The sequence below is a fragment of the Curtobacterium sp. MCBD17_013 genome (genome assembly GCF_003234565.1).
GTDB lineage: Bacteria > Actinomycetota > Actinomycetes > Actinomycetales > Microbacteriaceae > Curtobacterium.
In genome coordinates this window covers 20,384-47,378 of sequence record NZ_QKTU01000012.1, presented here as the reverse complement: position 1 = coordinate 47,378, position 26,995 = coordinate 20,384, and the positions used below count along the sequence as shown (strand labels likewise).

22 protein-coding genes are annotated in these 26,995 nt (G+C 72.6%); 12 read left to right on the top strand and 10 right to left on the bottom strand.

The genetic code is table 11. The features are described from left to right. Window positions 1-3: 3 nt before the first annotated feature. Window positions 4-927: a hypothetical protein gene (locus DEI81_RS12485; protein WP_146244092.1), complete on the bottom strand. Its 924-nt coding sequence runs from the start codon at window positions 925-927 to the stop codon at window positions 4-6. Between the two features lie 364 nt (window positions 928-1,291). After that, window positions 1,292-4,294, bottom strand: coding sequence for an Rne/Rng family ribonuclease (locus DEI81_RS12480; RefSeq protein ID WP_111011046.1), 3,003 nt, complete (start codon window positions 4,292-4,294; stop codon window positions 1,292-1,294). A gap of 270 nt (window positions 4,295-4,564) precedes the next feature. Here DEI81_RS12480 and DEI81_RS12475 point away from each other — a divergent pair, with 270 nt between their 5' ends. Together DEI81_RS12475 and DEI81_RS12470 are read left to right on the top strand one after the other, a co-directional pair. Then, window positions 4,565-5,167 (top strand): vitamin K epoxide reductase family protein, encoded by a 603-nt coding sequence (locus DEI81_RS12475; protein ID WP_258368710.1) that lies wholly within the window; start codon window positions 4,565-4,567, stop codon window positions 5,165-5,167. 143 nt (window positions 5,168-5,310) lie between these two features. Beyond that, window positions 5,311-6,231, top strand: a complete 921-nt coding sequence (locus tag DEI81_RS12470; protein WP_111011045.1) for a thioredoxin domain-containing protein — start codon at window positions 5,311-5,313, stop codon at window positions 6,229-6,231. A 285-nt stretch (window positions 6,232-6,516) separates the two neighbouring features. On the opposite strand, the gene ndk is transcribed toward DEI81_RS12470, so the two are convergent. The 4 genes from ndk to ileS form a co-directional block, all read right to left on the bottom strand. Then, window positions 6,517-6,936: a nucleoside-diphosphate kinase gene (ndk, locus tag DEI81_RS12465; protein WP_111011044.1), complete on the bottom strand. Its 420-nt coding sequence runs from the start codon at window positions 6,934-6,936 to the stop codon at window positions 6,517-6,519. Window positions 6,937-6,988: 52 nt separating this feature from the next. Next, the gene (locus tag DEI81_RS12460) at window positions 6,989-7,432 is read right to left on the bottom strand and encodes a DUF4233 domain-containing protein (protein WP_111011043.1); all 444 of its coding nucleotides are present in this window, start codon (window positions 7,430-7,432) and stop codon (window positions 6,989-6,991) included. Next, window positions 7,429-8,847, bottom strand: coding sequence for a bifunctional folylpolyglutamate synthase/dihydrofolate synthase (locus tag DEI81_RS12455; RefSeq protein WP_375334775.1), 1,419 nt, complete (start codon window positions 8,845-8,847; stop codon window positions 7,429-7,431). Before DEI81_RS12455 ends, DEI81_RS12460 begins: the two co-directional genes overlap by 4 nt. 82 nt (window positions 8,848-8,929) lie before the next feature. Next, window positions 8,930-12,196, bottom strand: coding sequence for an isoleucine--tRNA ligase (ileS, locus tag DEI81_RS12450; RefSeq protein WP_111011042.1), 3,267 nt, complete (start codon window positions 12,194-12,196; stop codon window positions 8,930-8,932). Window positions 12,197-12,501: 305 nt separating this feature from the next. On the opposite strand from ileS, the gene DEI81_RS12445 reads away from it, so the two are divergent. Both DEI81_RS12445 and DEI81_RS12440 read left to right on the top strand, forming a co-directional pair. Further along, entirely contained in the window at window positions 12,502-13,578 is a 1,077-nt protein-coding gene (locus DEI81_RS12445; protein ID WP_111011041.1) for a cation diffusion facilitator family transporter, read from the top strand. Between the two features lie 86 nt (window positions 13,579-13,664). After that, window positions 13,665-14,759 carry an acyltransferase gene (locus DEI81_RS12440; protein WP_111011040.1) on the top strand — a complete coding sequence of 365 codons (1,095 nt, stop codon included), beginning with the start codon at window positions 13,665-13,667 and terminating at the stop codon, window positions 14,757-14,759. A gap of 67 nt (window positions 14,760-14,826) precedes the next feature. Here DEI81_RS12440 and DEI81_RS12435 read toward each other — a convergent pair whose 3' ends face one another. Continuing rightward, a complete protein-coding gene (locus DEI81_RS12435) occupies window positions 14,827-15,444 on the bottom strand; it encodes a TetR/AcrR family transcriptional regulator (RefSeq protein ID WP_111011039.1) in 618 nt (205 codons plus the stop codon). A 30-nt stretch (window positions 15,445-15,474) separates the two neighbouring features. On the opposite strand from DEI81_RS12435, the gene DEI81_RS12430 reads away from it, so the two are divergent. The 4 genes from DEI81_RS12430 to DEI81_RS12415 are packed head-to-tail and all read left to right on the top strand — an operon-like array spanning window position 15,475 to window position 20,985. Then, window positions 15,475-17,175, top strand: coding sequence for an ABC transporter substrate-binding protein (locus tag DEI81_RS12430; RefSeq protein ID WP_111011038.1), 1,701 nt, complete (start codon window positions 15,475-15,477; stop codon window positions 17,173-17,175). After that, window positions 17,160-18,281 (top strand): ABC transporter permease, encoded by a 1,122-nt coding sequence (locus DEI81_RS12425; RefSeq protein ID WP_309146674.1) that lies wholly within the window; start codon window positions 17,160-17,162, stop codon window positions 18,279-18,281. Before DEI81_RS12430 ends, DEI81_RS12425 begins: the two co-directional genes overlap by 16 nt. Continuing rightward, a complete protein-coding gene (locus DEI81_RS12420; protein WP_258368706.1) occupies window positions 18,278-19,177 on the top strand; it encodes an ABC transporter permease in 900 nt (299 codons plus the stop codon). Before DEI81_RS12425 ends, DEI81_RS12420 begins: the two co-directional genes overlap by 4 nt. Before the next feature lie 35 nt (window positions 19,178-19,212). Then, entirely contained in the window at window positions 19,213-20,985 is a 1,773-nt protein-coding gene (locus tag DEI81_RS12415; RefSeq protein ID WP_111011079.1) for an ABC transporter ATP-binding protein, read from the top strand. 103 nt (window positions 20,986-21,088) lie between these two features. On the opposite strand, the gene DEI81_RS12410 is transcribed toward DEI81_RS12415, so the two are convergent. Further along, window positions 21,089-21,433 (bottom strand): MerR family transcriptional regulator, encoded by a 345-nt coding sequence (locus DEI81_RS12410; RefSeq protein ID WP_111011037.1) that lies wholly within the window; start codon window positions 21,431-21,433, stop codon window positions 21,089-21,091. 97 nt (window positions 21,434-21,530) lie between these two features. Here DEI81_RS12410 and DEI81_RS12405 point away from each other — a divergent pair, with 97 nt between their 5' ends. From DEI81_RS12405 to DEI81_RS12390, 4 genes are all read left to right on the top strand, one after another. After that, window positions 21,531-22,436, top strand: a complete 906-nt coding sequence (locus DEI81_RS12405) for a PHB depolymerase family esterase (RefSeq protein WP_111011036.1) — start codon at window positions 21,531-21,533, stop codon at window positions 22,434-22,436. A 225-nt stretch (window positions 22,437-22,661) separates the two neighbouring features. Further along, window positions 22,662-23,018 (top strand): hypothetical protein, encoded by a 357-nt coding sequence (locus tag DEI81_RS12400; RefSeq protein WP_111011035.1) that lies wholly within the window; start codon window positions 22,662-22,664, stop codon window positions 23,016-23,018. Beyond that, window positions 23,019-23,423 (top strand): hypothetical protein, encoded by a 405-nt coding sequence (locus DEI81_RS12395; protein ID WP_111011034.1) that lies wholly within the window; start codon window positions 23,019-23,021, stop codon window positions 23,421-23,423. Between the two features lie 162 nt (window positions 23,424-23,585). Beyond that, window positions 23,586-24,428, top strand: coding sequence for a dienelactone hydrolase family protein (locus DEI81_RS12390; RefSeq protein ID WP_111011033.1), 843 nt, complete (start codon window positions 23,586-23,588; stop codon window positions 24,426-24,428). Window positions 24,429-24,437: 9 nt separating this feature from the next. Here DEI81_RS12390 and DEI81_RS12385 read toward each other — a convergent pair whose 3' ends face one another. Both DEI81_RS12385 and DEI81_RS12380 read right to left on the bottom strand, forming a co-directional pair. Next, window positions 24,438-25,349 (bottom strand): EamA/RhaT family transporter, encoded by a 912-nt coding sequence (locus tag DEI81_RS12385; protein ID WP_111011032.1) that lies wholly within the window; start codon window positions 25,347-25,349, stop codon window positions 24,438-24,440. A 54-nt stretch (window positions 25,350-25,403) separates the two neighbouring features. Then, window positions 25,404-26,978, bottom strand: coding sequence for an MFS transporter (locus DEI81_RS12380; RefSeq protein ID WP_111011031.1), 1,575 nt, complete (start codon window positions 26,976-26,978; stop codon window positions 25,404-25,406). Between the last annotated feature and the right edge of the window lie 17 nt (window positions 26,979-26,995).

The window sequence follows — 26,995 nt, the reverse complement described above, 5'->3', positions numbered from 1 at the left end:
GCCTCAGCGGTCCCGGTCGACCTCGTCGGTCGCACGCCACTCGTCGGGAGCCGACGTCCCCGTCGGCCACGGGGTTCCCGACCGGGACGCATCGGCTGTCCACGCGCCTCCCGGCTGCGCTGCGCCCGTCGGCCACGCGCCTCCCGGCTGCGCTGCGCCCGTCGGCCACGCGCCTCCCGGCTGCGCTGCACCCGTCGGCCACGCGCCTCCCGGCTGCGCTGCGCCCGTCGGCCACGCGCCTCCCGGCTGCGACGCACCCGGGCGCGGAGCAGCCGCCTGCCAGGCCGGCGCCTGCGGCGGGATCGTGGCCACCGGCACGGCGTCGGCCGGCGGGACCATGCCCGGCATCCCCGGACGGCCGGTGCGGCCTCGTCGCCCTGGACGTCCTGACCACAACCAGACGAGCGTGCAGGCCGTGATGGTGAGCGCCGTGTACTCGACGCCGCGGGACAGGGGGTCCGTCAGGATGTCGGTGAGCAGGTAGGTCCAGTCGAGCTCGCTCACCGCGTGGACGAAGCCCTCGAACACGCCGACGACCATGATGCCCACGGTCCCCGCCGCCCCGGCGACGATCGCCCGGAGCACGATCGTCGGCAGTGGACTCCGTCGCGTCACCGGGGTCAGGAACGCGAGGACGACGAACGCGACGACGTAGAACGCCAGCGGGTCGAGCAGCCAGGTGACGAGGAAGTACCCGAGCGGCGTGCCGGTGAAGCCCTCATCGCCGAAGTCCATGGCACCCGCGTAGGACAGGGTGCCGAGGAACTCGGACAGGGACGACACGAGCAGGACCGCCGCGACCACCGCGATGGCGAGCGCCGCGGCGGCGACGCCAGCTCCCGAGCGCTCCCGAGCGAACACACTCGTGGGGCTGCTCCTCCGCCATGCGGGGACGGCGCCCGGGAGCCCGATGCCGGGGCCGGGCACCCGCGGAACCGAGGGACCCGGAACCGACGGACCCGGAACCGACGGACCCGGGACGGACGACCACGACGGCGCGGGGCCGGCCGCGCCCGGCATCCGGTGGTGGTCACCCTGCGACGGGGCACGGCCGTCTCTCGGGAACCCGGGCGCTCCCCCGACCGGCTGCTGGTGGTCGTCGGTCGGATCGGACACGCGGGCTCTCCTCTGCGGTGGCGGTGGGCGGCCGCGGCACGCGGCACCGGTCGACGGTCAGGAAACGCTACCGCGGAACGACGAACGCGACCCCGCCCCGTCGGGGGGAGGTCGCGTTCGTCGTCGGCCGCGTCGGCCGTCTGCCGGGAGGCCCGGGCTCAGTCCCGCGCTGCGGTCACCGCCCGAGGATGACCGGCCCGCCGTCGGGGTCGCCCGCGTCGTCAGCACCGCCGGCGTCGGTTGCGCCGCTGGTCGTCGCGGGTGCGCTGATGCTCCCCGACGTCACCCTGCGGGACCGGTTGCGCCCCTGGCCGGGCTGCTTCGGCTCGGGGAGCGCCTGGAGGACGGAGTCCAGGAGGGACTCGGCTGCCTCGGTGCTCACCGGCCGGGGCTGTCGGACCGGCGCCGCGGAGAGCGGGATGTCGAGGATCGCGACGGACTCGGTCGGGGACACGGTCGCCGTCGTGCTCACCCGACGAGACCCCGTCGACGCCGGCTCACGGGTCGCCGACACCGGTTCGGGCGTCGCCGGTTCGTGCGGCGCTGCGGGCTGCTGCCGTGTCACCTCGGTCGGCTGCTCCACGGTCGCGTCGGCGGACGGAGCGTGCTCGGTGCGCTCGGTGCGCCCCTCCCCGTCGGCACGCTCGTCCCGGTCGGCACGCTCGTTCCGGTCGGAACGGTCGTTCCGATCGCCGCGCTCGTTCCGGTCCCCGCGACGGGAGCGGCGCTGCGATCGCGTCGTCCCCGTACCGGCGTCGGCCTCACCCGGTGTGGCTCCGCTGGCGCTGTCCAGAGCCTCCTCGAGCTGGCTCGCGCTCGTCGGCGCGGTGCCGCTCGCAGCCGTCGCAGCGGCGTCGTCGTGCGGGATGGTCGATGCGGCGATCCGCGAGAGCGCGTTCTTGACGTCCTCGGTGATCTGGTGCGCCTGCTGCGACGACTGCTGGCCGTTGCCGTTGCCGCTGCCGTTGCCGTTGCCGTTGCCCTGGCCACCGCCGTTGCCCCGGCCCTTGCGACCGCTCCGGCCACCCTTCGGCGAGGACTCGTTCGTGTTGTCGTTGACCTTGGCGTTCACCTCGGCGAACGACTCCTGCAGGCCGACGCCGATCTTCTTGCGGGTCATCTGCACGAGGCCGAGCGAGGTGACCTCGGCGACCTGGTGCTTCGTCCGGTCACGGCTCAGGCACTCGACGAGACGGCGGAGCACGAGGTCGCGGTTGGACTCGAGCACCATGTCGATGAAGTCGACCACGATGATGCCGCCGATGTCGCGCAGTCGGAGCTGACGCACGATCTCCTCGGCCGCCTCGAGGTTGTTCTTCGTGACGGTCTCCTCGAGGTTGCCCCCGGACCCGACGAACTTGCCCGTGTTGACGTCGACCACGGTCATCGCCTCGGTACGGTCGATCACCAGTGAGCCGCCGGACGGCAGCCAGACCTTGCGGTCCAGGGCCTTCTCGATCTGCTCGTTGAGCCGGTGCTCCTCGAACGAGTCGGGGCCCTCGTAGAGCTCGACGCGGTCCTTGAGGTCCGGCGCCACCGCCGAGAGGTACTCGTCGATGACGGCGCGGGCGGCATCACCGTCGATGATCAGCTTCGAGAAGTCCTCGTTGAAGACGTCGCGCACGATCTTGACGAGGAGGTCGGGCTCGCTGTGGAGCAGCACCGGCGCCTGGCCGTTCTGCACCTTGTTCTGGATCGCCTCCCACTGGCTCGTGAGCCGGGTGACGTCGCGCGTGAGCTGCTCCTCGGTCGCTCCCTCGGCCGCGGTGCGCACGATGACACCCGCGTGCTCCGGCAGGACCTCCTTGAGGATCTTCTTGAGGCGCGCGCGCTCGGTGTCGGGCAGCTTGCGCGAGATCCCGTTCATCGAGCCGTTCGGCACGTAGACCAGGTAGCGCCCCGGGAGTGAGATCTGGCTCGTCAGGCGGGCGCCCTTGTGGCCGACCGGGTCCTTCGTCACCTGCACGAGGACCTTGTCGCCGGGCTTGAGCGCGAGCTCGATGCGGCGGGGCTGGTTGCCCGTCTCGACGGAGTCCCAGTCGACCTCGCCCGAGTACAGCACCGCGTTCCGCCCGCGGCCGATGTCCACGAACGCGGCCTCCATGCTCGGCAACACGTTCTGCACCTTGCCGAGGTAGACGTTCCCGATGAGCGAGACGTTGTGGTTCTTCGTGACGTAGTGCTCCGCGAGGACGCCGTCCTCGAGCACGCCGATCTCGATGCGGTCCGCCTGCGAGCGGACGATCATCTGGCGGTCGACGCTCTCGCGGCGGGCGAGGAACTCGTCCTCGGTGATGACCTGACGGCGGCGACCGGCGTCACGGCCGTCACGGCGACGCTGCTTCTTCGCCTCGAGCCGCGTCGACCCCTTGATGCGCTGCGGCTCGGTGATGAGCTCCGGCTCACGCTTCTGCTTGGGCTGCCGCTGCTGCTGCACGCCCGAGTCGTCGGCCTGCTGGTCGTCCTGCGCGGCGGCCCCGCGACGACGCGATCGACGGCGGGTGCTCGGCGACTCGACGAGGTCGCGGTCACGGTCACGGTCACGGTCGCGGTCCGGCTCGTCGTCCGGCTGGAACCGCTCGGGCAGGTCCGGCAGCACGGGCGCATGGAAGATGAGGCTCGTCGTGCTCGTCGCGACCGGGTACGTCGGGGCGGGTTCGGCCGCGGACTCCTCCGCCGTCGACGGCTCGGCCTCCGGCTGCCCGGCGCCGGTGGGCTCCGCATCCGGCAGATCGGTGACACCCGACCCCGTCGCCTCCGGGGCGAGGTCGGCTGCCGTGTCCTCAGCGAGGTCGAGGGGCACCGCCTCCGTCGCCGTCACGACCGTGACCGCGTCGACCATCGTCGTCACCGACTCGACCTCGTCGATCACCGTCGTCACCTGCGCGGCCTCGTCGACCACCGTCGTCACCGACGCGGCCTCGTCGACCACGGAGGTCACCGAGTCGCCCTCGTCGACGACGACGCGCGCGGCGTCCGGGGCGTCGATCGACGCCACCGGTGCCGAGAGCTCCCCGGGGTCCTCCGCGTCGGACGCGGGCGGCGTGACGGGCGTCGCCCGGGCCTCCCGGTCGGCGACGTGGTCGTCCGGTCCGTGGGACCGTGCCCGGCGGCTGCCGAACAGGCGCCCGCGGCGCTTCGTACCGTCTTCGTTGTTGTTGTCGTTCTGCTCCACCATCGACTGGTGCACTCCTCAGCCCGGCCTGGTCAGCATGTGACCGGCGGGAATCCTCGGCGGGCGGCGACTACGCCCCCGCGCTCGCTCCAAGCGGCCGGTGCCGCTCCGTACGGGGCAGCACCACGGTCGCGCGCGCCCTCTCACGGCGCTTCGTTGTCCGGGCACCGGGCCCGGAAAGCTCTTCGTCATCGACGGTACGGGACCGTCGACCCATCGATTATCGCACGCCCGCCCATGGGAACGCCGAACGTGCATGCGATGATGGCGCTCGTGACGTCCCGCGAAGCCCTCCGTCGTCCACCCGTGGCCATGGCCGTGTTCCTCCTCGTCACCGGGGCGGGCGGGTTGTACGGCGCCTTCCGGCTCGTCGTCGACGAGTACCAACTGCTGGAACACCCCAAGCAGGCACTGGGATGCGACGTCAACCCCTTCATCAGCTGCTCGAACGTCATGGCGAGCCACCAGGCACATCTGTTCGGGTTCCCGAACCCGATCCTCGGCGTCTCGGGGTTCGTGGCACCGATCGCCGTCGCGGTGATGCTGTTGGCCGGCGTCGTCGCGGCCCGCTGGTTCTGGGTGGCGTTCAACGCCGGGGTGTTCCTGGCGTGGGTGTTCGTGACGTGGCTCTTCACGCAGACGGTGTGGTCGATCGGTGCGCTCTGCCCCTGGTGCATGCTCGTCTGGTCCATGACGATCCCGATGTTCTGGGTGTTCACGTGCTGGAACCTGGCGCGGGGGAACCTCGGCGAACGCGGACGTCGGATCGGCCAGGCGGTCCTCCCGTTCTCCTGGCTCATCGTGCTCGTCAACTACGTCGTGATCGTCCTCGTGATCCTCATCATGTTCCCGACGCTGCGGGCCATCCTCTTCTGATCGCGTACGACCGGTCCGCACCGCGACACCGGCCTGATGTCGACGCCCCGCGCACCGGCGTCGATGACGCGTCACGCACTTCTGGGAGGTTTGTCAGCCGAGCCGCGCTCGACCCCCTCCAGCACCCGTTACGGTTGTTGCCGATGAGCACCGCAGGCGACAACTCCTCCAAGAAGGCACGGCGCGAAGCAGCCCGCGAGCACGCGCGGGCGATGCGCGAGCGAGAACAACAGCGCAGACGCCGCAACCGGCTGTTCCTGCAGAGCGGGATCGCCGTCGTGGTCCTCGCCGTCGCCGCGATCGTCGTGCTCGTCGTCGTCAACTCGATCCAGCCCGCGGGCCCCGGCCCCAAGAACATGGCGAGCGACGGCATCCTGCTGCACGGCAACGGCAAGTCGATCACCGCGGTCACCACGGGTGCGACGAAGGCCGGCGCGGAGCCGACGGCCACCAAGACGGCAGCCCACAAGGACACGATCAACATCGTGGTCTACGAGGACTACATGTGCCCGTACTGCAACCAGTTCGAGACGACGAACATGACGCAGATCAAGCAGTGGGTCACCGCCGGGTACGCCACGCTCGAGCTCCATCCGTTCGCGCTGCTCGACGCGAGCTCCCTCGGAACCAAGTACTCGACCCGCGCCACCAACGCTGCCGCCTGTGTCGCGAACTACGAGCCGAACAAGTTCCTCGCCGTGAACCAGCGCTTCTACAAGAAGCAACCGAGCGAGCAGACCAAGGGTCTGACCGACGACCAGATCGTCAGCCTCGTCAAGGCCGCTGGCGCGACGAACGAGAACATCCCGAGCTGCATCCACAACGGCACGTTCAAGGGGTGGGTCGCCGACGTCACGAACCGGACGCTCAACGACAAGATCCCGAACTCCGACGTCAAGAAGCTCACCGGCACCCCGCTCGTCCTCGTCAACGGGCAGCAGTACACCGGGTCGCTGACCGACACGTCGGCCTTCTCGTCGTTCGTGGAGCAGGTCGCCGAGCAGGCCGTGGGTTCCTCGGGCAGCTCGACCGCGACGCCGACCGCCACGCCCTCGGCGGGCTGATCGCACGGTCGCCGCGGGCCAGCCCCGCGGCGACCGTCAGCCGTGCGACGACGGGCCGTCCCGATGGGGGCGGCCCGTCGTCGTTCCGCCTCGGGTGTCCGCTCCCTCCCCCGGGTGGTGTCGGGCCTCCCGGTCACGCCCGGTGCGGGTGCTCGTCTCGCCGGCGCGGGTGTCGGACGACAGGGGTGACGTCGTCAGATGCCCGCGCATCGCATGCCCGCGGATACGGCGACAGGCCCGTTGTCGGACGACGACGGGCCTGTCGGGAAGACGCGGAACAGCGGGTCAGGCGAACCAGAGACCGAGCTCGCGCGCGGCGGACTCGGGCGAGTCGCTGCCGTGCACGAGGTTCTGCTGCACCTTGAGACCCCAGTCGCGCCCGAGGTCGCCGCGGATCGTGCCCGGCGCGGCCGAGGTCGGATCGGTGGTGCCCGCGAGCGAGCGGAAGCCGGCGATCACGCCGTTGCCCGCGACGCGGACGGCGACGATCGGCCCGGACTCCATGAACTCGACGAGGGGCTCGAAGAACGGCTTGCCCTGGTGCTCCTCGTAGTGGGCGCTGAGCAGGTCGCGGGACGCCGTCAGCATCTTCAGGTCGACGATCTCGTAGCCCTTCGCCTCGATGCGGCGGAGGATCTCCCCGGTCAACTGGCGGGCGACGCCGTCGGGCTTGACGAGGACGAGGGTCTCTTCGAGGTCGGACACGCATTGCTCCCTGGGTTCGGGGGTGGATGTGGTCGGTGTGCGGCGGCGACGGTCAGGCGCCGGCGTCGGTGCCCGGTGCGGGGTCCTCGCCGAGGGCCGCCGCGCGGGCCGCATTCGTCCGGTCGAGCTGACCACCCTTGACGAAGCAGTAGATCCAGAACGCCAGGAACATGGCGCCCACGACGAACATGAACGGTTCCACGAAGCCGGTGGCGATGATGGCCGCCTGCAGCAGCCATCCGAACCCTACACCGGCGGGGCGACCGGTCAGCCGGGAGGCGATGGCGAGCACGACCATGAAGCCGAGACCGCCGCCGAACGCCGCGGCCGGCGGGAGTTCGTGTTTGCCGAACACGACGAGCATCGGGAAGAAGAACACCACGGCCTCGAGCACGAGGACGATCGACAGCAGGCTCTCGCGGGCGCCGCGCGGGGGGCGGGGACGCCGCATCCGTGTGCCGCGGGCCGGCGGGGAGGTCCGGGGAGCGTCCGTCATGCCGACTCGCCTTCGCCGTGGACCAGGTCCATGACCCGACCGATCAGCACGATGGAGCCCGCGACGAGGACCATGGCGCCCGGCTCCCCCTCGGCCAGGTCCGCCTCGGCGTCGGCGTCCTCGGCGAGGGTCCGTGCCTCGGCCAGGGCGGCCTCGACGTCGGGCTCGACGACCACCCGATCCGGGCCGACCTCGTCGACGACGATCGCGGCGAACGCGTCGGCGTCGAGGGCCCTGGGACCGGGCGGTTGCGTGACGACGAACGTGGCCACGACGCCCTTGAGCGCGCGGACGATGCCGCGGGCGTCCTTGTCCGCGAGGACGCCGAGGACGCCGACCACGTGGTCGGACGGGAACGCGACGGGCAGGGCCTCGGCCAGGGCCCGGGCGCCGTGCGGGTTGTGTGCGGCGTCGACGACCACGGTCGGCTGCTGGGCGATCGGCTGGAGACGGCCGGGCGACGTCGCTGCCGCGAGGCCCTCGCTGAGGACGTCCTCGTCGAGGGGCTGCGATCCGCGACCGAGGAACGACTCGACGGCGGCGATCGCCACCGCGGCGTTCTCGGCCTGGTGGGCACCGAAGAGCGGCACGAACAGGTCGTCGTACCGTCCGGCGACGCCCTGGACGCTGACGAGCTGACCGCCGACGGCCGGGGTGTCCGACAGCACACGGAAGCCGCCGTTCGGGCCGGAGGTCGCCTCGACGGCGAGCGTCGCCTCGCTCAGGGCCGCCGCACGCTCGAGCTCCCCCAGGGCCTCCGGCGTCTGCCGCGCGCTGACGACCGCCGCCGAGGGCTTGATGATCCCGGCCTTGGTCCGGGCGATCTCGGCCACGGTGTTGCCGAGATGCTTGGCGTGGTCGATCGCGATCGGGGTGAACACCGCCACCTGGCCGTCGACCACGTTCGTGGAGTCCCATTCCCCGCCCATGCCGACCTCGATCACGGCGACGTCGACCGGCGCGTCCGCGAAGCACGCGATCGCGAGGACCGTGAGCGCCTCGAAGAACGTGAGCGGCTGCTGTCCGGCGGCGCGGAGCTCGTCGTCGGTCATGGTCAGGTACGGCTGGATGTCGCGCCAGTTCTCGACGAACGACTCGGGCCGGATGGGCTCGCCGTCGATGACGATGCGCTCTCGGATGGACACGAGGTGCGGGCTCGTCATGAGTCCGGTGCGGAGCCCGTGCGCGCGCACGATGCTCTCGATCATCCGGGCGGTCGACGTCTTGCCGTTCGTGCCGGTGATGTGGATGACCGGGAACGCGTGCTGCGGGTCGCCGAGCAGCTCGACGGCACGCCGGGTCGCGGCCAGCCGACGCTCGGGGGCTTGTTCCCCGATGCGGGCGTACAGCTCCGACTCGACCTGGGCGACGCCGTCGTCCTCGGGCCCGTGCGGCACGGGGACGCCCGCCGTCACCGGACGTGGAGTCCCGGCGACGGGCTCGCCGTCCTCGTCGTACGCGTCGTCGTCGCCGTAGGGGTTCGTACCGTTGCCGATCTCAGCCAACGCGGGTCACCTCCACCCGGACGAGCGCGCCGTCGCCGACGTGCTCGACGCCGGGGTCGTCGTCGTCCAGCGCGGAGACGACCTGCTCGAGCCGGCTGCTCAAGGTCTCCTGCGCGATGAGTCCATGGTGCGCCTCGATCGCGCTGCTCGCAGCCTCGTCGGCCTCGAGGCGCAGGACGATGCGGTCGCTGACGTCGAGCCCGGCGTCCCGACGCGCCTGCTGCACCGCACGCACGACGTCGCGGGCCAGGCCCTCGGCCTCCAGCTCCGGGGTCGTCACGGTGTCGAGCACGACGAAGCCACTGCCCTCGAGGAACGCCACCGCGCTCGTCGGGTCGGCCACGGTGAGGTCGAGCGTGTACTCCCCCTCGACCAGGTCGACACCGCCGACCGTGACGCCGTCGGCGGTGGCGGTCCAGTCACCGCGCTTGGCCGCCGGGATCACCTGCTGCACGAGCTTGCCGATGCGGGGACCCGCGGCACGGGCGTTCACCGTGAGCTTCCGCTCGATGCCGTACTGCGCCAGCGACTGCTCGGCCTGCTGCTCGAGCACGACGCGCTTGACGTTCAGCTCGTCGCGGAGGATGTCGGCGAACGGCTCGAGCCCGGCGGGATCCGCGGTGACGACGGTCAGGGTCGCGAGCGGCAGACGGACCCGCTTGCCGGTCGCCTTGCGGAGCGCGAGGCCCTTCGACGCGACGTCGCGGACGCGGTCCATCGCGGCGACGAGGGCGTCGTCGGCGGGGAACGCCTCGGCGTCCGGCCAGTCCTCGAGGTGGACGCTGCGCCCACCGGTGAGGCCCCTCCAGACCTCGTCCGCGACGAGCGGCGCGAGCGGCGCAGCGACGCGCGTCAGGGTCTCGAGGACCGTGTACAGCGTGTCGAAGGCATCGCGGGCAGCGTCCGAGGACCCGGCACCCGCCCAGAACTTGTCACGGGACCGCCGGACGTACCAGTTCGTGAGGACGTCGGCGAAGTCGCGGACCGCGAGGGTGGCCAGCGGGGTGTCGAGGGCCTCGAGGTGCGCCGTGACGTCGAGCACGAGCTGCCGGGTGCGCGCGAGCAGGTACCGGTCGAGCACGTCCGTCGAGTCGGTGCGCCAGGTGGCGTGGTACCCGTCGTCCCCCGACGCGTTCGCGTAGAGGGTGAAGAAGTAGTACGTCGACCAGAGGGGCAGCAGGAACTCGCGGACGCCCTGGCGGATCCCCTCTTCGGTGACGACGAGGTTCCCACCGCGGATCACGGAGGACGACATGAGGAACCACCGCATGGCGTCGGCGCCGTCGCGGTCGAAGACCTCGTTGACGTCGGGGTAGTTCCGCCGGCTCTTCGACATCTTCTGGCCGTCGGACCCGAGCACGATGCCGTGGCTGATGACGTTCGAGAACGCCGGACGGTCGAACAGGGCCGTCGCCAGCGCGTGCATGACGTAGAACCAGCCGCGCGTCTGTCCGATGTACTCGACGATGAAGTCGGCCGGGTTGTGGGTGTCGAACCACTCGCGGTTCTCGAAGGGGTAGTGCACCTGGGCGTACGGCATCGACCCGGAGTCGAACCAGACGTCGAACACGTCGGTGATCCGGCGCATCGTGGAGCGGCCGGTCGGGTCGTCGGGGTTCGGCCTCGTCAGCTCGTCGATGAACGGGCGGTGCAGGTCCGGCTCGCCGGCGTCGTTCAGGGGCAGGCGCCCGAAGTCGCGTTCGAGGTCGGCGAGGGATCCGTACACGTCGACGCGCGGGTACGCGGGGTCGTCGCTCTTCCACACCGGGATCGGCGAACCCCAGTACCGGTTGCGCGAGATCGACCAGTCACGAGCGCCCTCGACCCACTTGCCGAACTGGCCGTCCTTGACGTTCTCGGGCACCCAGGTGATCTGCTCGTTGAGCTCGCCCATGCGGTCCCGGAAATCGGTGACCCGGATGAACCAGCTCGACACGGCCTTGTAGATGAGCGGGTTCCGGCAGCGCCAGCAGTGCGGGTAGCTGTGCTCGTACGAGGCGACCCGGAGCAGGCGACCCATCGCGCGGAGCTCCTGCGTCAGCGGCTTGTTCGCGTCGGACCACAGCTGGCCCGCGACGAGGTCCACCTGCGGCAGGAACAGCCCGCCGTCGTCGAGGGAGAGGATCGTCGGGATGCCCGCCGCCGAGCAGACGGCCTGGTCGTCCTCGCCGTAGGCCGGTGCCTGGTGCACGATGCCCGTGCCCTCGCCCGTGGCGACGTACTCGGCGACGAGCACCTGCCAGGCGTTCTCCATGCCCTCGACGTCGACGTAGAAGTCCCACAGCCGCTCGTACGCGACGCCGTCGAGCTCGGCACCGGTGACGGTGCGGGTGACCGCGGCACGGGCCTCCTCGGCGGAGCCGTAGCCGAGGTCCTTGGCGTACGCGGCGAGCGTGTCGCCGGCGAGCAGGAACGACGCGGTGCCTGCCGCGGTCCCGTCGGCCGCGCCGTCCGGACCGGCCGGCACGACCACGTACTCGATGGCGGGGCCCACGGCGAGCGCCGCGTTCGTCGGCAGGGTCCACGGCGTCGTCGTCCACGCGAGCGCGCGGACGCCCGAGAGCCCGAGCTCCTCGGCGCGGGCGCCGGTGAACGGGAACGCGACGGTCACCGACTGGTCCTGGCGCTGCTGGTAGACGTCGTCGTCCATCCGGAGCTCGTGGTTCGACAGCGGCGTCTGGTCGTTCCAGCAGTAGGGCAGCACGCGGAAGCCCTCGTACGCCAGGCCCTTGTCCCAGAGGGACCTGAACGCCCACAGCACGCTCTCCATGAACGTGACGTCGAGCGTCTTGTAGTCGTCGTCGAAGTCGACCCAGCGTGCCTGGCGGGTGACGTAGTCGCGCCACTCGTCGGTGTACTGGAGCACTGACCGACGCGCCGCCGCGTTGAACACGTCGATGCCCATGTCGTCGATCTCGTGCTTCTCGGTGATGCCGAGCTGGCGCATGGCCTCGAGTTCGGCCGGCAGTCCGTGGGTGTCCCACCCGAAGCGGCGGTGCACCTGCTTGCCGCGCATCGTCTGGAACCGCGGGAAGACGTCCTTGGCGTAGCCGGTGAGCAGGTGCCCGTAGTGCGGGAGTCCGTTCGCGAACGGCGGGCCGTCGTAGAACACCCACTCGTCGCAGCCCTGCCGCTGCTCGACCGACGCCCGGAACGTGTCGTCGCGCTGCCAGAAGGCGAGGACGCCGCGCTCGACCTCGGGGAACGAGGGGGACGGGGTGACGCCGGCGGCGTCCGGGTCGTTCAAGGGGTAGCGCATCTGGTCCTCGGCGAGTGGTCGTGTGCGTGCTGTCGACGAGGACGCCACCCGGTCGACTCGACCCGGCGGCGCGGTACCACCTCGCTTGCGGCCACGGCCGGGAGGCACTGCTCCCGTCGCGCGGACCACCGCTCGTTGCTCAGGCTGTGACGGACCCGACCCGTTCGGTTCTAGTGGCCGCCCGACTCCCGCTCGCGCCCGGGGACGCTCGCGGAGGACGGATGGTGTTCTTCCGAAGGCTCCCCGGTGATGGCCGGATCGACGCCGCTGGGACGATCGTACCGCCCGCGGAGCAGACTGGGGGCATGGTGAGCGACGCGACCGAGGACCGCAAGAGCACGAACCACCCGGACGCGGCGGCCTCGGGCGCCCCGAAGCCCGAGAGCCTGCTCACGGTCGTCATCGCCTTCGCCGCGAACCTGCTCGTGGCCCTCGCCAAGACGTTCGCGTCGTTGTTGACCGGTTCGGCGTCGATGGTCGCCGAAGCGGCGCACTCGTGGGCGGACACCGGCAACGAGATCTTCCTGCTCATCGCCGAGCGCCGGGGCGCCAAGCAGCGCGACGCCGACCACCCGCTCGGCTACGGCCGCGAGACCTACATCTGGTCGATGTTCGCGGCGTTCGGGCTGTTCACGGCCGGCGCGATCGTGTCGATCTACCACGGGATCAGCGAGCTGACCTCGGACGAACCGCCGCGTGACGTCCTCATCGGCTACATCGTGCTCGCGGTCTCCGCGTGCCTCGAGGGCACGAGCTTCCTGCAGGCGTTCCGGCAGGCCCACGGCGCGGCGACCCGACGCCGGGTGCCGATCCTCCGGCACGTGCTCCAGTCCTCGAACCCGACGCTCCGCGCGGTGTTCGCCGAGGACTCGGCGGCACTCGTCGGTCTCGTCCTCGCGTTCCTCGGCCTGCTCCTGCACCAGCTGACCGGGTCGGCCGTGTGGGACGCGCTCGGCTCGATCGCCGTCGGGGTGCTGCTCGGCGTGGTCGCGGTGGTGCTCATCGACCGGAACCGGCGGTTCCTCATCGGGGAGTCGACGTCGCCCGAGCTCGAGGACGCCGTGCTCGCGGAGATCCTCCGCAAGCCCGAGGTGGAGCGTGTGACGTACCTGCACCTCGAGTTCGTCGGGCCGAGCCGGGTGTACCTCGTCGCGGCGATCGACATGGCGGGCAACGAGCGCGAGGAGCAGGTCGCGCTCCGGCTGCGTGCGGTCGAGGAACAGCTCGAGTCGAGCCCCTACATCGAGGAGGCCGTGCTCACGCTCTCGCAGCCGGGCGACGCGAGCCTGGTGCCGGACAACGACGGCGACGTGCCGGAGATCGTCGAGGACGGCACCCTCGAGGAGGTCGCCACGGGCGACGGGCGCACCCTCCGCGCCTGACCGGGCCTCCACGACCGTCCCAGGGGTGCTGGGAACCGCCCCACCGGCCCCCGAGGACCATCAGCGTCGACGGACGGGAGGTCCCGATGGCGCGACCGGCACTCCCCCGCGGCCTGCGGGTGTTCCTCGACGCGGTGCGCGGACTCGCGGCGCTCGAGGTCGTCGCCCACCACCTCGTGTCGGTCAACGCCTACGGCGGACCCGTGGTCCTGCGCGACGTGTTCGCGTTCGGGCAGGAGGCCGTCATGGTCTTCTTCCTGCTCAGCGGATTCGTCGTGTACGCCAACGAGTTCGACCGGCGCGGCGGGGTCGGCGCGTACCTGTTCCGGCGTCTCCGTCGGATCTACCCGCCGCTCGTGCTCGCACTGGTGCTGTCGATCGGGGTCGCGGCGGCGGACCGCGACCTCGTGGCCGAGTTCCACCCCGGGCAGGTCCTCGGCACCCTCGTGGCGCTGCAGGACAACGGGGCGCTGAAGCCGGGGGTCATCGTCGACCCGCCGTTCCACAACCTCGCCCTGTGGTCGCTGTCGTACGAGATCGCGTTCTACCTGGTGTTCCCGCTCCTCGCGTCGGCACTGCACCGGTGGCCGCGACTGACCCCCCACCTCGTCGGCGCGGTGTCGCTCGCGGCGTTCGCGGCCTACACGGTGCACCCCGGGCACGCCGTGCTCGTGCTCGCGTACCTGCTCGTGTGGTGGGCCGGCGCGGCGATGGCGCGTGCGTTCCTCCAGGACCGGGTCGGTCCGCGCGCGCTCGCCCCGGAGCTGCTCTGGCTCACGGCACTCACGGCGCTCGCCGTGGGCACGACGCTCCGCTCGGGTACCGGGGGCGGATTCGCGGCCTACCCCCTGCTCATGGTCCGGCACTTCGGTGTGGCCACGGCCCTGGTGACGCTCGTCGCGGTCGTGGCTCCGACGCTGCGGGCACGGCCCGCCCTCGCCGCTGCGCTCGGCCGGGGCCTCGCCCGCGTCGCGGCGCCGTCCGCGTTCCTGGCGTCGATCTCGTACGGGCTGTACGTGTTCCACTGGCCGTTGCTCGTGCAGTGGGGGTTCCCGCACACCGGACCGGTACCGTTCGCGGTGGCCGCCGTGACGCTCCTCGCGCTCGCGGTCGCCGGGGACCGCTGGGCGGGCGCGGGGCTCGCGCGTCGGCACCGACGACCGGTCGCCGTGGCCGTCTGAGCGCCGACCTGGGGCGAGGGAGCACCGGACGATCCCGAGGGGACGCCGGACGGGTCCAGCGGGCGTGCTACGCGTCGAGTCCCGCGGCGACGGGGGTCAGCGCCGCGGCCACGTACTCGACGAGGGGTCCACGCCCGACCCCGTCGGCGACCCACACCCCGAACGCCGCGGCCGCCGCGCCGAGCATCGCGCCGCTGACCGTCTGCGGCCACAACCCGCTCGGACGCTCGCCCGTGCGGTCGGCGACGAACGCGGCGACCGCACTGTGCTGCCCCATGATCCGGGCCGCGGCGCTCTGCACCAGCTCGGGGCCGATCCGCATGACCTCGGCCTGGGCGATCGACCACGGCACCCGCTGGGGGTCGTGCCGCCGGGCCGCGGCGAGCAGGGCGTCCTCGACGGCCCGGACCGGCGAGCGCTCCTCGGACACGCGGAGGAGCGCGGGGATCTCGCGCACGGCCTCGTCGAGTTCCAGCCACATGACGTCGGACTTCGCGGTGAAGTAGTTGAAGAACGTGGCGCGACTCACCCCGGCGCGCTGCGCGATGTGGTCGACCGTCGTGCCGGCGTACCCCTGCTCGAGGAAGAGCTCGGCGGCGGCGTCGGCGAGCACCACTGCCGAGGAGCGCCGCGGGCGGCCGGCTCGGCGCACACGCTCCGCCTGTGGGTCCTCCGGATCGGCCATGCCCCATTCAACCGCTAGACTCACCCGGACATGTTCTTGGACTCGGTACACAAACTCGCCTCCGCCGTTCGCACCGCGGTCGCTCCCCCGCTGATCCGCACCCGCTCGAAGCGCGTCGCGCGCACCGCGACGACCGTGGCGGGCGCGACCGCGGTCCTCCTGGCAGTCGCCGCGTGTTCCGGCGGGAGCCCGAGCGCCAGCAGCACGCCCACGCACGGCGGGACGCTCGTGTACGCGTCCGGCGACGCCGAACCGACCTGCCTCGATCCGCACGTCGGTGGCAACTACCCGCAGGCGCTCCTCGCGTCGCAGTACATCGAGGAGCTCGTCACCATGGGCAGCGACCGGAAGGCGCAGCCCGCCCTCGCGACGAGCTGGACCACGAGCAGCGACGGCCGCACCTGGACCTTCCACCTGCGCGAGGGCGTCACGTTCAGCGACGGGACGCCGTTCGACGCGGCCGCCGTCGTCCGGAACATCGAGCACGTGCAGGACCCGGCGACGGCATCGAGCACCGGGTACCTGGCCCTCGGCGCGATCGCGACGGCGACCGCGACCGACGCCCACACGGTGACGCTGCGCCTCAGCCGCCCGGACAGCGCCCTGCTCGAGTCGCTGTCGCAGCCGTGGGTGGGGATCGAGTCGCCGACGGCGCTGGCCCGCTCGCAGGCGACCAACTGCGCCAGCCCGGTGGGGACGGGTCCGTTCGTGGTGACGAAGTGGGTGCACGGCGACCACGTCAGCCTCACCCGGAACACGCACTTCACGCCGCTCGGGAACTCGAGCACGAAGCCCCGGCTGTCCGGGATCACCTGGCGGTTCCTGCCCGACTCGACCTCGCGCTACGCGGCGCTGAAGTCCGGCCAGGTCGACGTCATCGACAACGCCCAGCCCGACCAGCTGCACGCGGCGAGCTCGACGGGGAGCATCCGTGACCTCGACGCCCCGCGGCCCGGCGCCTCGAACCGGCTCGAGCTCAACTCCGGCCACGGGGTGTTCCGGGACGAGCAGGTGCGCAAGGCGTTCATCGCCGGCGCGCAGATCGATCCGGGCATCCGGTCCCTGTTCCTCGGCACGGCGAAGCGGTCGTACTCCGTCCTGTCGAGCGTCGAGCCGCTCGCCGTGAGCGACAAGCGGCTGTTCAGCTCCTCGCCCGCGACCGCGAAGCGCCTGCTCGACGCGGACGGCTGGAAGGTCGGGTCGGACGGCGTCCGCACGAAGGACGGCCAGCGGCTCACCGTCACGTTCCCGGTGTCGACGAACCAGTCGATCCCGGCCGAGCGCAGCCTCTTCCAGCAGATCCAGGCGTCGGAGAAGGCCGTCGGCTTCGACGTCCGCATCGAGCAGCTCGACCTGTCCAGCTGGTACGCCGCACTCGCCGCCAACCACTACGACGTCGTGAGTGCCCCGTACACGAAGGTCGGCCCGGACGTGCTCCGGATCCTGTACGACAGCGCGAGCATCACGCCCGCGCCGTCCGGGTACTTCGCGAACCTCGCGCAGCTGTCCGAGCCCCAGCTCGACGCCGAGCTCGAACAGGCCGCCCGCACGACGGACCCGACCACGCGGTCCACGCTCTACGCCGAGGCGCAGCACCGGATCCTCACGAGCCGCACCGTGCTGCCGCTGTACGACCAGCAGAACCAGTTCCTGTACCGGTCGAGCGTCCACGGCATCACGACCACGTCGGTGAGCACCCCGGACTTCGGGACCGCGTGGATCGACCACTGACGGACGGCGCGACCGGTCCGGCCGCTCCGGTCGGACCGGCCGGTCCGCCCGCTCCGGCCGGGAGGCCCACCCCCGTTCCCCGGGTCCGGCTCGGCACCGCCGCGGCCTGGCTGGCGCGCCGGGTCGTCGGGGCGGTCGTCGTCCTCTGGGCCGTGGCGACGATCGTGTTCGTCGCGATCCGTGCGATCCCCGGCGACCCCGCGCAGGCGATCCTCGGCGGGCCCGGATCGCAGGCCTCGGCCGCCGCGGTCGCGCACGTCCGCGCCGAGTACGGGCTCGACCGCCCCGTCGTCGTGCAGTACGCGGTGTTCCTCGGACGGCTGGCGACCGTGCGGCTCGGCGACTCGTACACCTTCCACACACCGGTCGCCGCCCTGCTCGCCCAGGAGCTCCCGGTCACCCTGACGCTCGCGCTCGCCGGACTCGTCGTCGCGTGGGCGTTGGCCGTCGTCGCCGCGTGGTGGTCGACCCGTCGTGGGCGGATCGCCGCCGCCCTGACGTCGGGGATCGCGGTCGCGGCGAGCGTGACGCCGCACTTCTGGCTCGGCAGCGTGCTCATCGTCGTGTTCGCGACCGGGCTCGGATGGGCCCCCGCGGTGAGCGACGGCACGGTCGGCGGATGGGTGCTCCCGGCCGTCACGGTCGCGGTCCCCGTGGCCGGCTACCTGGCGCAGACGATCCGCGACGGTGTGCTCGACGCCGAGCGGTCCGCGTTCGCCCTCGCGGCGCGAGCGCGAGGCGAGTCCCCCGTCGGCCTGTTCTCCCGGCACCTGCTGCGGCACGCGGCGTTGCCGGGGATCGCCCTGAGCGCCTGGGCCTTCGGGTCGCTCGTGTCCGGCGCGGTCGTCGTCGAGTCCGTGTTCGCACTCCCCGGCATCGGACGGAGTCTCGTCGGCGCCGTGACCGAGCGGGACATGCCCCTGGTCGCCGGGATCGCGCTCGTGTCCGCCCTCGCGTACGTCGTGGTGCTCGCGGTCGCGGACCTCGTCGAACGCGTCGTCGACCCGCGGGTGACCCGCACGGCACCGACCGGCTCGTCCGTCCGACGCACTCGCCGGCCCCGCCCGGGTGCTCCCCGGCCGACCACGGGGCGGGCCGCTCCGTGACCGGGATCGTCGACCCGGGCCTCCCGGCGGCCGACGTGGACGATGCCGTCCCCGCGACCGTCGGCGCGCCGGGCACCGCATGGCGACGCACGGTCCGCGCCCTCGGACCGTCCGGGAGCGTCGCCGCCGTCGTGGTGCTCCTCGCCGTCCTCGCCGCCGTCTGGCCGGCCGCACTCGGCGGCGCCCACCCGCTGGCGGTGCACCCTGCGCAGGCGTTGCTCGCGCCGTCCCCGCTCCATCCGTTCGGCACCGACGAGTCGGGCCGCGACGTCCTCGCGCGCGTGGTCGCCGGAACCCGCGCCTCGCTGACCGTCGGCGTCGTCGCGACACTCGTCGGCGGCGTCGCCGGGGTCCTCCTCGGGCTCGTCGCGGGGCTCGGCGGCCGGATCGCCGACGCCGTGGTCGGACGGGTGCTCGAGGTCGGGTTCGCCTTGCCGATCCTGCTCGTCGCGCTCGTCGTCATCACCGTGACCGGGCCGGGTGCGGTCCCCGCGACGATCGCCGTCGGGTTCGCCACCGCCCCCGGGTACGGGCGCATCGTCCGGGGGCTCGTCCGCACCGCGCGGGCGTCCTCCGTGGCCGAGACCGCCGTGCTGCTCGGTCGTCGCCCGACGTGGATCGTCGTGCACCACGTGCTGCCGACCGCGCTGTGGCCGATCGTCGCCGTCGGCACCCTCGGCGTCGGGCAGGCGGTCGTGTGGGCGTCGGCCCTGAGCTACCTCGGCCTCGGGACCCCGCCGCCGGCGCCGGAGTGGGGCGCGATGCTCGCCGACGGCCGGACCTACCTCGACACCGCCCCGTGGACGAGCGCCTTCCCGGGGCTCGCGATCGTCGTCACCGCGGCCGCGGTCACCGTCCTCGGGCGTCGCCTCCGCGGACTCTGGGTACCGCGGTGAGCGCGGGCGGGTCACCCGTCGCCGGCGGTGCGTCCGTGGACACGCCGGACGCGGGCCTCCCGGTCCTCGACGTCACCGACCTCGCCGTGGCGATCGACGGCCGGACCGTCGTCAGCGGCGTGGACCTCCGCATCGCGCCCGGCGAGTGCGTCGCGCTCGTCGGCCCGTCCGGGTCGGGCAAGTCGGTGACGGCGCGGGCACTCCTCGGGCTCTCGACACCCGGCGCCCGCGTCACCGCGGGGCGGCTCGAGCTCGACGGCGCGGACCTGCGGACCGCGTCGGAGCGACGGTGGCGCCGGATCCGCGGCCATCGCGTCGGGTACGTCGGCCAGGAGGCCCTCGGCGCGCTCGACCCGCTCCGCCCCGTCGGCCGCGAGGTCGCCGACGCCCTCCGCCTCCACACCGGACTCACTGCGCGCGAGCGGCTGGACCGGGTCGCCGCCACGCTCGACCGGGTCGGTCTCGACCCCGCGCTCGCCCGCGACGGACGGCGCGCCGACACCCTGTCCGGCGGGATGCGGCAGCGGGCGCTCATCGCGGCCGCGATCGTCGGTGGTCCCACACTCGTGATCGCCGACGAGCCGACCACCGCACTCGACGCGGGGATCGCCGTGACGGTCATGGAGACCCTGCGGCAGGTCCGGGACACCGGCGCCGGACTCCTCCTCATCACGCACGACATGGGCCTCGTCGCGGGCTGGGCCGACCGCGTCGCCGTCATGACGGACGGGAGGATCGTGGAGAGCGGGCGCACCGCCTCCGTCCTGCGGACGCCCCGCCATCCCGTGACGCGGGCGCTCGTCGCCGCGGCCGAGCACGCGCGGGTCGCGGTGCGCTGGGGTTCCGAGGTTGCCGATCCGGTCGGTGGGACCGCCGGTTCCGCGATGGCGGCCCCGCCTGCAGCGACGGCCGATCCCGCGGTGCCTGCCGGTCCCGCGGTCGGCGCCGGTCCCGCGGTCGGCGCCGGTCCCGCGGTCGGCGCCGGTCCCGCGGTCGGCGCCGGTCCTGCCGGGCACGCCGTGCCTCCGGCCTCGTCAGCCGCCCCTGAGCCGGTGCTCGTCGGCGAGGACCTCGGCGCTCGGTACGACGGACGGAGCGTGCTCGAGCACGTCGATCTGGCGCTGGCTCGGGGCCGGACGCGCGGGGTCGTCGGCGCATCCGGGTCGGGCAAGACGACACTCGCCCGGGTGCTCCTCGGGCTGACGGACCCGGCCGCCGGACGGGTGCGACTCGACGGCGCGGCCTGGGCGCCCCTCCCGGAAGCCGCGCGGCGGGCACGTCGTCACCGGATCGCCGCCGTCGTGCAGGACCCCGGGTCGACGTTCGACGAGCGATGGAGCGTCGAGCGGGTGCTCGTCGACGCACTCACCGCGGGACGCGCTCGACGTGCCGCCGGTGCCGTCGCCGACGCCGTGGACGCCGCCCTCCGCCGGGTCGACCTCGACCCCGCGCTCCGGCCCCGCGGTCCCCGCACCCTGTCCGGCGGGCAACGGCAGCGGCTCGCGATCGCCCGGGCCCTGGCGACCGGACCGGACCTGCTGCTCCTCGACGAACCCGTCACCGCGCTCGACGCCACCGTGCAGGACGCGGTGCTCGCGCTGCTCGAGCGGCTGCAGCGCGAGACCGGGACGGCGATGCTCTTCGTCTCGCACGACGTGGCGGCGGTGCGGCGGATGAGCGACGACGTGCTGGTGCTCGACGCCGGGCGGGTGGTCGAGGCCGGGCCGGCCGATCGGGTGTTCGGGCGGCCGGCGCACCCGGTCACGGCGCGGCTCCTGGCGGCGGCGGAGCGGCTGGCGGCGGGGTAGGTCGGGCGTCAGCGGTCAGGACCGGCGCGCATCTCGCGCCCGCGCTGTCGCTCTCCACGTTGTCACTTCCCGCAGTCGCTTCCCGCGGTCGCACGCCGCGCGGTCACACCCCGCGCTCGAGGAACTCCGTCAACGCCGCACGCGTCCTGACGAGCTCGTCGATCCGCTCGGACATGTCGTCGCGCATCCGCTCGACCGTGCCCCGGACGGCGCGGCGGTCGACCGTGTCGTGCCGCCCGGTCGCGCAGGGGATGACCGCCCGGACGTCCTCGCGCGAGAACCCGATCTCGAACATCGTCCGGATGACCCGCGCCTTCTCGACGGCGTCGTCGGTGTACGTCCGGTAGCCGTTCGGGCTGCGGCGAGCGCTGAGGAGTCCCTGCTGCTCGTAGTACCGCAACGAGCGGGCGCTGACGCCGGACCGTGCACTCAGCTCACCGATGTTCATCCGCCGCCCCCACCTCGCTTGACCTTGACACGACGTCAGACTCTAGCGTCGGTCCCGACCGCGCACAGCACGGCACACGAGCACGAGGAGGACGGGCATGCGCAGCACCATCGACGTGGACGGCAGGCAGCGGACGATGACGATCGTGGGCGATCCGGAGGCCCAGCAGGCCCGAGACCTCGTCCTCGTCCTGCACGGGTCGAAGCAGACCGGCGCGAAGCACCGCGCCTTCACGGGCGGCATGTACGACGCGTTCGCGGCGAGCGGCACGGCCGTGGTCGTGTACCTCGACGGGTACCGCGGGAACTGGAACGACGCCCGACGGCAGAGCGGATTCCCGGCGCGACTCGAGGGGATCGACGACGTCGGGTTCGTCCGCGCCGTGATCCGGGACCTCGGGGCGACCCACGGCATCGACCCGGACCGGGTGTTCGTCATCGGCTACTCGAACGGCGGCCAGATGGCCATGCGCCTGGTGCACGAGGTACCGGAACTGCTGGCCGGCGTCACGGTCGTCGCCGCGACGATGCCCACGCGCGACGATTTCCTGCTCCCCACCGAGACACCTGCCACGACGCCGCTCCCGATCCTGCTCGTGCACGGCACGGCCGACCCGATCGCGCCCTACGCCGGTGGCGCGATGAAGCCGTGGGCACAGCGCTTCTTCAAGGTCGGCGGCAGCGCCCTGTCGGCACGCGACACGGCCGCGTACTTCGCCCGGCGCAACGGCATCAGCACGCCGGGGGTCGTGGACCGGATCCCCTCCGACGGGCACGGATCGACGTGGATGGAGCAGGTCGACCACCGGGAGGACGGGCGCATGCCCGTCCGCCTGGTCACGGTCCACCGGGGCGGGCACACGGTCCCCGGGCCGAAGCGGGCGCCCTTCGTCCTCGGGCGCACCGGTCACGACTTGTCCGTGGCGGCCGCGGCCGCGGCGTTCTTCGGCATCGGCGGACGCCGCGCGGAGGACGGGAGTCGGGCCTCCCGGCACGCCGGGTGAGTGGCGGGCCGGCGCCCGGAGTGGGCGACTGATCCGGCACGAGCGGATCGTGGTTGGTTCGGACGTCGACGCGCAGCGGAGGGCGATGATCACGACCGGGGCCGGCATCACGTTCACGCTGCCCGCCGCCGCGGCGACGCTGGGGCTGATCGTCGTGCGCCATCGGCTCCGGCGAGCGCGCTGATCAGGCGTCGGCGCTCGCGGTCGACATGCGAGGATGACTCCATGTTGAGCGCTGTCGATGCCGCGCACGACGAGCCACGGCACATCGTCCTCGTCGCCAGCGTCGGCGTGGAGCCGATCCTCGATGTCCGGTCCGGGCAGTACCTGGAGCCGTGGGAACTCCCGATCCCCCTCGACCTGCAGCGCGTCGTCTCCGGATGGGCTCGCGGGGTCGACGGAGCTGCCGACGACCCGATGCATCCCCGGGACGTCGAGTTCGTCGCCGCCGGTTTCGACGTCGCTGCCCGGCTCCAGCGAGCGCTCGGGCCGCAGTTCGCCGTCCACTACTTCCGCAACGCGTCCCACCCGGAGCTCCCCGAGCAGTCGCGGTCCTTCCCCGGCTCCTCCCCGGTGGCCTGAATGGAGCGGCGATGGACGAGCTTCTTCCGCAGCCCGTACGTACCACGGAGCCAGAAGATCGGCATCGCCTCGCTCGGGTCGGTCCTCGTCGTCCTCGCCATCGGTCTCCCGGCGCTCGGGATCACCAGTCACGAGCTCGGTCAGCGCCACACGACGCAGACGTGCACGATCACGGCAGTCGACCCCGCACCGTTGCGGAGTGGCGGCGCAGCATGGGACGTGGGCACCGACTGCGGCGGCACGATCGACATCGATCCTTCGGCAGCAGGGCAGTCGCTCACGAAGGCGACCGCGCTCGCGCGCAGCCTCGACGTCGGACACCGGTATCGCCTGACCCTGCGTGGGGTCCTGCACACGGCCTTCGGCTTCTCGACGGAGCTGCTCCGGGCGACGCCGGTACCGTGATGCGGCGCACGAGCATGCGCGCCGGGCGTGGGGACGAAGTCCGAGCATGAGACGCCTGCTCTTCGGGATCCGCGCTGTCGTCCGACGCCGGCAGCGGTGATGGCCGCACGGGCTCCAACGGGCGCCGTCCCCTAGGCTGCATCCACCGACGAAGGAGTCGCCATGCCCGCCAGCACCGCCCCTCGATCCGACCTCACCGGATGGACGCGCTCACCGTTCACGGGTGGTGGTCTGACGTACGACTGCTTCGAGAAGGGCACCGGCCCCGGCGTCGTCCTCATCCCGGAGATCCCGGGGATCACGCCCGAGGTCCTCGGGCTCGCGGAGCACCTGGTCGACAGCGGCTTCACCGTCGTCGTCCCATCGCCCTTCGGTGAGCCGGGTCGGTCAGCGACGCCCGCCTCCACCCTCGGCGTGGTCGCCAAACTGTGCGTCTCGGCGGAGTTCCGCGCCTTCGCGGTGAACGCGCATCGACCGGTGACCGACTTCCTGCGCGCCGTCGCCGCGGACCTCGCGGCTCGGACACCGGGAAAGGGTGTCGGCGTGATCGGCATGTGCTTCACCGGAGGCTTCGCGCTGGCGGCGGCGATCGACGACACGGTCAGGGCATCGGTCCTCAGTCAGCCCGCGGTCCCGTTCCCCCTCGGCCGCGCGCGCAAGCTCGCGCCGGGGCCCGTCTCGACGGCCGAGTTCGACCGCATCGCCGCGCGTGCCGCCGCGGGCGAGGTGTGTGCACTCGGCCTGCGGTTCAGCGAGGACGGCAGCGTGCCCCGCGCCCGGTTCGAGACACTCAAGCGTCGGCTCGGGGACGCCTTCGAGGTCATCGAGCTCGACTCGTCCCCCGGCAACAGCGGCGGTTTCGGCCCGCACGCCCACTCCGTGCTCACCAACGAGGTCCGGGAGGTCCCCGGGCATCCCGCACTCGCGGCCCGCGACCGCGCGGTGCAGTTCCTGCGCGACCGGCTCACGCCCGCAGGCACTGGCGAGCAGACGCAGCCTGCCTGACGGCGGACCTCACGCGAGTGCCAGCGTCGCACTCGCCGCGAACCCGAGCACCAAGCCCGCGACCTGCACGCGCGACAGCCGCTCCCGCAGCACGATCGCGGCCAGGAGGATCGTCCCGATCGGGTAGAGCGCGTCCAGCACGCTGACCACGGGCAGCGCCGCCGGGTCGTCGGACACGTGCAGTGCGGCCTGGATGAACACGTTCGCGGACGCGTCGAAGCACCCGCACGCGACCACGACGACCCAGAACCGCCGGTGGACCGGGAGGAGCGGTGCGCGATCCGGCGCACCCTCAGCTCCGGCGGGCGCAGCAGCGGCAGCGCGTCGCGATCGTGCGACGACGACGAGCACGCCCGTCCACATGACGATCGCCTGGATCACCCGGGCGACGACGAGTGGCGCGATCCCGTCCGCTGCGTCGGTCCGGGCGTAGGCGATGACCAGGACCCCGAACCCGCATCCCGACACGGCGGCGATCCCGAGGCCGCGGAGGGTCAGCGGCGTCGAGGACCCGTTCGACGAGGTGGCGACGAGCACGACGGCCACGACGGCGGCGATGATCGCGGCGATCGCCACCGGCCCGAGTCGAACCCCCGCGACGACACCGACGACGACGGGCACGACCGCCGCGAACACGGACGTGACCGGCGAGAGCACGCTCATCGGCCCGATCGCGAGCGCGGCGTAGAGCAGCAGGACGCCGACCGAGCCCGCGATCCCGGCGACGGACCCCCACAGGAGCGCGTGGCCGGTGAACCGGGCGTGCAGCAGGGGCACGGCCGCCACGAGCGGCACGATGCCGACGACCGCGGCGATGGCCGTGACCACGATCGGCCGCGCCGTCCGCGACCCGACCCCGCCGAGGAAGTCGGACACCCCGTAGGTCATGGCGCCGAGCAGCCCGAGGACCACGGTCAGCACATCCGACCTCCGCGCGTCGCTGTCGCGCCGCCCGCTCGGCAGCGTGCGTCGACCCTACCGAACGGACGGAGGGCGATCGCGTGGGGCGTCCTGCTCCCCCACCACCGGGATCTGACTCGTGGCGAAGTCTCGCGCCCAGCTCGTGCGCGAGAACGCGCTCGTCGGGTCGGCGTACTGCTCGATGACCGCGGACGCCTCGGCCTCGGTGGTCACGGTGGGCCCCGAGCCGAGCAGCGGCTCCTGTGCGGTCTCGGTGGTGCAGGCCACCGCGACCAGCCCGATCACCGCGGCGACGACGAGGTACAGCGCGGGCACGTCGTCCGCCCACGGCAGGCCGGCGTCGTGCGCGGCCGCGACGAGCGCCTCGGTCGCCAGTGGTGTCGTCCCGCCGAACAACGACACCGAGACGTTGAACGCGATCGCGAGCGCGCCGTAGCGGACGGCGGTCGGGAACAGCGCGGGCAGCGTCGACGGCATGGTCGACGTGAACGTCACGAGCACGAGTCCCATGAGCAGCAGTCCGCAGAACCCGAGCCACGGGTCCGCGGTCTGCACGAGGGCGAGGGCCGGCCACGACAGGACGATGAAGCCGATGCAGCCCGCGAAGAGCACGGGGCGCCGTCCGAACCGATCGGACAGCCGGCCGCCGAGCCCGATCACCGCCATCATGACGACCATCACGACGATGACGAGCACGAGGCCGTCGGTGGCGTCGCTGCCGAGCGTCTCGGTCAGGTAGGTCGGCATGTAGGACAACAGCATGTAGTCGGTGACGTTGAACACGAGCACCAGCCCGATGCACACGAGCAGCGGCCGCCAGTGTTCGGCGAGCAGGCGCACGACCGGGGTCCGTTCCGCCTCGCGTTCAGCGAGCGCGGCCTGCTGTCGTTGGAACGCGGGCGTCTCCTCGAGCCGGAGACGCAGGTACAGCCCGATGACCCCGAGCGGACCCGCCACGAGGAACGGGACCCGCCACCCCCACGCGAGCAGCGCGTCGTCCGACAGCGTCGCCTGGAGGGCCGTCACGAGCCCGGCGCCGAGCACGTACCCGCCGAGCGTCCCGAACTCGAGCCAGGCGCCGAGGGCGCCACGGCGCCGGTCCGGTGCGTACTCGGCGATGAACGTCGCCGCCCCGCCGTACTCACCGCCCGTCGAGAACCCCTGCAACAGCCGGGCGAGCAAGAGGAGGACCGCACCCCACAGCCCGATCCGGTCGTACCCGGGCACCAGCCCGATGGCGAAGGTCCCGGCCGCCATGAGCACCATCGTCAGCGCGAGCACCCGCTGTCGCCCGATCCGGTCCCCGAGCGGACCGAACACCACGCCGCCGAGCGGTCGGACCAGGAACGCGGCGGTGAACGTCGCGAACGCCGAGATCGTGCTGGCCGTCGGGTCCGCCGACGGGAAGAACACCTGCCCGATCGTCGTGGCGAGGTAGGCGAAGACGCCGAAGTCGAACCACTCCATCGCGTTGCCCAGCGCCGCCGCCGTGACCGCGCGCTTGAGCAGCGGACCGTCGACGACCGTCACGTCGTCCGCGGTCAGGCGGCGCCGAGCGGACCGGACGAGGTCCGGCGCTCCCCTGCGGCGCGGTCGGGACGTCGTGGTGTCGTTCGATGGCGCGGTCACTGGTCCTGGTCCTTCCG